The sequence below is a fragment of the Pseudomonas sp. TAA207 genome, assembly GCF_001529285.1.
GTDB classification, from domain to species: Bacteria; Pseudomonadota; Gammaproteobacteria; order Pseudomonadales; family Pseudomonadaceae; genus Aquipseudomonas; species Aquipseudomonas weihenstephanensis.
Genome location: NZ_LLWJ01000063.1, coordinates 1 through 4,884, shown reverse-complemented (window position 1 = coordinate 4,884; position 4,884 = coordinate 1). Strand labels below are relative to the sequence as shown.

Genomic DNA, 4,884 nt, shown 5'->3' with positions numbered 1-4,884 from the left:
GCACTTTTATTGCGTAGAAGCTGTCGCAGGCGGCGATCTTTAAATCCTAAAAAGCGCGCCGCCTGCGCACCTCAAGAAGCCTGTTTATTGATAAGGAAACACGCATGTCGGTAGTACCTGAGCTTGAAGCGTTTTTGGAATTGGCCGAATACAGCCGCATGACCGGCAAAAGCAAGGCGATGCATGACATGACACCGGCCGATGCGCGGGTGGAGTTCGAAATGAGTTCGGGGGTGTTTGATGTGCCGCTAGCGGACATCGACTGCTATGACCTGCGCATCAGTGCCCGAGACGGTTTTAGCCTGCCTGCACGGCTGTATCGCTGCCCGCAGTTGCCAGAGGGGCCGCTGCCGGTGGTGGTGTATTTTCATGGCGGGGGGTATGTGATCGGCAGCCTGGATAGCCATGATGCTTTGTGCCGCCGTCTGGCGGATGCCGGGCATTTCGCCGTGCTGGCTGTGGATTATCGGTTGGCGCCCGAGTGGAAATTCCCCACGGCGGTGCATGACGCGTGCGACGCCGTGAACTGGTTGCTGCGCGAGGGCGCGCGGCACGGGTTGGACGCCACGCGTGTGGCGTTTACCGGTGACAGCGCGGGTGGCACCTTGAGCACCGTGTTGTCGATTCTGGCGGTTCGCGACCCACAAGAAGTGGCCATTGTGCCGCGTGCGCAGGTGCTGCTGTACCCCGTCACCGATGGCAGTTGCAAGCGTGATTCGCATACGCGCTACGCGCAAGGTTATCTGCTTGAGGCCGCCACGATGGACTGGTTTTACCAGCACTACACGCGCACGGCAGATGACGTGCAGGATTGGCGGATTTCGCCGCTGCTGGCGCAAGATGTTAGCGGCCTGGCGCCGACACTGGTCTATCTGGCCGGTTACGACCCGCTGTATGACGAAGGGCTGGCTTATGCCCAAAAGCTCCAGCGGGCGGGCAATGAGGTGGCGCTGTGGCAAGAGTCGGGCATGACCCACGATTTCATGCGCATGAGCGGCTTGCTGGAGGAGGTGGCAGGGATTCATCAGCGCGTGGCGCAGTGGCTGGACAAAAACTTGAATTGATTCGTAGCCGCTACCGCAGGCTGCGCGCGCTCAAGATCAAAGGCGCGCAGCCTGCGGCAAGGTGAGGGGTCAGTCGCCAAAAGTGATCTGTGCAATCAGCCAAATGTTGGCCGCGCTGATAACGGCAAACAGAAACCAGGCCAGCAACCGGGTCGGCAAGCGGTTGGCAAAAGGCCCCATCAACGTCTCGTCGCTGGTCATGCGGATCAGCGGGTACAGCGCAAATGGCAACTGCAAACTCAGCACCACCTGGCTGAGGATCAGTAATTTGCCGACGGCGTTGTCGCCCATCAACCACACCCCGACAAACGCTGGAATCAAGGCCAGGCCACGGGTAATCAAGCGCCGTTGCCAGCACGGGATGCGCAGGTCCAGGTAGCCTTCCATGATCACCTGGCCCGCGATGGTGCCGGTGAATGTCGAGCTTTGCCCGGAGGCCAGCAGCGCCACGCCAAACAACACGCTGGCCATCGCGCCGCCCACCAAGGGGTCGAGCAGGCGGTAGGCGTCCTGGATCTCTACCACCTCGGTGTGGCCCGTGGTATGAAAGGCCGCTGCGGCGAGGATCAGAATCGCGGCGTTCACCAGCAACGCCAAGGCCAGGGAGCCGATGGTATCAATGCGCGCCAGGCGCACGGCGTCGAGTTTGCTGGCGTAGTCTTTGCCCACTCGCCGGGTTTGCACCACTGAGCTGTGCAGGTACAGGTTGTGGGGCATCACCGTCGCGCCGAGGATACCGATGGCCAGGTACAGCGGCGCCGCTTCGCTGATGGCGGACAAGGACGGTTTGAACCCTTCAAACACGTCAGGCCAGTACGGTTTGATCAGCACCAGTTCGACGAAGAAACACGCGCCAATGGTCAACACCAGCACCAGCATGATGGCTTCGAGGCGGCGGAAGCCTTTGCCCTGCAAGGCGAGGATCAACAAGGTGTCGAAGGCGGTCAGGGCGATGCCGAAAGTCAGCGAACAACCCAGCAGCAAGTGGAAGGCCAGCGCGCAGCCCAGTACCTCGGCAAGATCCGTGGCAATAATCGAGACTTCAGCCAACAGCCACTGCACGCGGGCTGAGCGCTTGCTGTAGCGCGCCCGGCACAGTTGCGCCAGATCACGCCCGGTGGCGATGCCCAGGCGCGAACACAGGCATTGCACGGCCATGCCCGCGAGGCTGGCCAGCAACACCACGAACAACAGGTTATAGCCATAACGCGAACCGGCTTCGATGGCGGTGGCCCAGTTGCCGGGGTCCATGTAACCGATGCTGATCAGCAAGCCGGGGCCAGCAAAACGCAGGGCGCGTTTCCAGAAGGGTGCGCGGGCGTCCACCGGTACGCTGCCACTGACTTCAGGCGGGCAGAACGGCGCTGTGGCGATTTTCGGCAGACTGAATTTCAAACGCTGGCTCCGGGTATCCAGGGGGGGCGGGTTTGGCCAGGCGCACCGGCATGAGAATGGAGCGAGGTTACACCTGTGTCGGTTTTTTTGCCGCTGATCAGGTTGATACACCGGCTCTATTTCCGGCTTTTGCACGGGTTTAGGTGGGGATCTGGCCCACCGGTCAGTCCTGTGCTGGAGCCAAGCGGGGTCGGCCTGTTACCATTCGCCCCTTTGTTTCATCTCCACTTCGAGACCGCCCATGACCACCGTTCGCACGCGCATCGCGCCATCGCCTACCGGCGACCCTCACGTAGGCACCGCCTACATCGCTTTGTTCAACTACTGCTTCGCCAAGCAGCATGGCGGCGAGTTCATCCTGCGGATCGAAGACACTGACCAACTGCGTTCGACCCGTGAGTCTGAGCAGCAGATCTACGATGCCTTGCGTTGGTTGGGCATCACCTGGAGCGAAGGCCCGGATGTCGGTGGCCCGCACGGTCCGTATCGTCAAAGCGAACGCAGCGACATTTACAAGCAGTACACCCAGCAACTGGTCGACATGGGCCACGCCTTCCCGTGCTTCTGCACGGCCGAAGAACTCGACCAGATGCGCGCCGAGCAAATGGCCAAGGGTGAAACCCCGCGCTACGACGGCCGCGCGCTGTTGCTGTCCAAAGAAGAAGTGGCGCAGCGCCTGGCCGCTGGCGAACCGCACGTGATCCGCATGAAAGTACCGAGCGAAGGTGTGTGCGTGGTGCCGGACCTGCTGCGTGGCGACGTCGAGATCCCGTGGGATCGTATGGACATGCAAGTGTTGATGAAGACCGACGGCTTGCCGACGTACTTCCTGGCCAACGTGGTCGATGACCACTTGATGGGCATCACCCACGTACTGCGTGGCGAAGAATGGCTGCCGTCAGCGCCGAAACTGATTCTGCTGTACGAATACTTTGGTTGGGAGCAGCCGCAGCTGTGCTACATGCCGCTGCTGCGTAACCCGGACAAGAGCAAGCTGTCCAAGCGTAAAAACCCGACGTCGGTGACCTTCTACGAACGCATGGGTTTCATGCCTGAAGCGATGCTCAACTACTTGGGCCGCATGGGCTGGTCGATGCCGGATGAGCGCGAGAAGTTCTCGCTGCAAGAGATGGTCGACAACTTTGACCTGTCCCGTGTGTCGCTGGGCGGGCCGATCTTTGACGTTGAGAAGCTGTCCTGGCTCAATGGCCAGTGGCTGCGCGACCTGCCACTCGAAGAATTCGCCAGCCGTGTGCAGCAATGGGCGTTGAACCCTGAGTACATGATGAAAATCGCGCCGCTGGTTCAGGGCCGGGTTGAAACCTTCAGCCAGATAGCGCCGTTGGCCGGGTTCTTCTTCTCGGGCGGCTTGCAGCTGGATGCCAAGCTGTTTGAGCACAAGAAGTTGTCCGGCGATCAAGTGCGTCAGCTGATGCAACTGATTCTGTGGAAGCTTGAAAGCCTGCGTCAGTGGGAGAAAGAGGCGATCACCGGCTGCATTCAAACAGTGGTCGAGTCCCTTGAGTTGAAGCTGCGCGATGCGATGCCGCTGATGTTTGCCTCGATCACCGGCCAAGCCAGCTCGGTGTCGGTGCTCGATGCAATGGAAATTCTGGGGCCGGACCTGACCCGTTTCCGTCTGCGTCAGGCGCTGGACTTGCTGGGCGGCGTGTCGAAGAAAGAAAACAAAGAGTGGGAAAAACTGTTCAACGCAATCGGTTGATCAGAATGTAAGGCGTGTAGCAGCTGCCGAAGGCGGCGTCTGGCGGTAGTTGCTATGCGGTTGTACTGAAGGTTTAGCCTGTATTTACGGGCCGGGAAGGGTAAGTGGTTGTTCTCTCGACCATTTTTTTTAAAAAACTTTGAAAATAAGTTTGACAGCCTCCCGATCCAGTCTTAATATGCGCCCCGTCCACACAGCAACAAGCAACACTGACTGTTTGGGGCTATAGCTCAGCTGGGAGAGCGCCTGCATGGCATGCAGGAGGTCAACGGTTCGATCCCGTTTAGCTCCACCAAATTTACAGTTCAATGCCTGGCCACACCGGCATTGAATCGATCAAGCATCAGCGTGATCAGTTAGAAGGTTTGTGTCCCCTTCGTCTAGTGGCCTAGGACACCGCCCTTTCACGGCGGTAACAGGGGTTCGAGTCCCCTAGGGGACGCCAGTTTTACAGAAGCAGCACTTCGGTGTTGCTCCGCCGCCAGGCGATAAATCGGGGCTATAGCTCAGCTGGGAGAGCGCCTGCATGGCATGCAGGAGGTCAACGGTTCGATCCCGTTTAGCTCCACCAATTTACAGTTCAACGTCGGGCCACACTGGCGTTGAATCGATCAAGCTTAAGCTTGATCACTGTTAGAAGGGTTTGTGTCCCCTTCGTCTAGTGGCCTAGGACACCGCCCTTTCACGGCGGTAACAGGGGTT

At 59.5% G+C, this 4,884-nt stretch carries 3 protein-coding genes and 3 tRNA genes; 5 read left to right on the top strand and 1 reads right to left on the bottom strand.

Annotation, left to right across the window (positions count from 1 at the left end):
• Positions 1-104: 104 nt before the first annotated feature.
• Complete coding sequence (locus AP059_RS09020) at positions 105-1,064, top strand: alpha/beta hydrolase fold domain-containing protein (protein ID WP_059762916.1); 960 nt, start codon at positions 105-107, stop codon at positions 1,062-1,064.
• A gap of 69 nt (positions 1,065-1,133) precedes the next feature.
• On the opposite strand, the gene AP059_RS09015 is transcribed toward AP059_RS09020, so the two are convergent.
• Positions 1,134-2,438 (bottom strand): Nramp family divalent metal transporter, encoded by a 1,305-nt coding sequence (locus AP059_RS09015; protein ID WP_371260629.1) that lies wholly within the window; start codon positions 2,436-2,438, stop codon positions 1,134-1,136.
• Between the two features lie 262 nt (positions 2,439-2,700).
• Between AP059_RS09015 and gltX the strand changes: the two genes are divergently transcribed.
• The 4 genes from gltX to AP059_RS08995 all read left to right on the top strand — a co-directional run bounded on the left by gltX (position 2,701) and on the right by AP059_RS08995 (position 4,753).
• The gene (gltX, locus tag AP059_RS09010) at positions 2,701-4,182 is read left to right on the top strand and encodes a glutamate--tRNA ligase (protein ID WP_059762914.1); all 1,482 of its coding nucleotides are present in this window, start codon (positions 2,701-2,703) and stop codon (positions 4,180-4,182) included.
• Between the two features lie 219 nt (positions 4,183-4,401).
• Positions 4,402-4,477 (top strand) — tRNA-Ala (locus AP059_RS09005).
• A 74-nt stretch (positions 4,478-4,551) separates the two neighbouring features.
• Positions 4,552-4,627: transfer RNA gene (locus tag AP059_RS09000), tRNA-Glu, on the top strand.
• 50 nt (positions 4,628-4,677) lie between these two features.
• A tRNA-Ala gene (locus tag AP059_RS08995) sits at positions 4,678-4,753 on the top strand.
• The last annotated feature ends 131 nt before the right edge of the window (positions 4,754-4,884 follow it).

Excerpts from the sequence above, each read along its gene's own strand:
- AP059_RS09020 (WP_059762916.1), top strand. The coding sequence starts at position 105 with ATGTCGGTAGTACCTGAGCTTGAAGCGTTTTTGGAATTGGCCGAATAC.
- gltX (WP_059762914.1), top strand. The coding sequence starts at position 2,701 with ATGACCACCGTTCGCACGCGCATCGCGCCATCGCCTACCGGCGACCCT.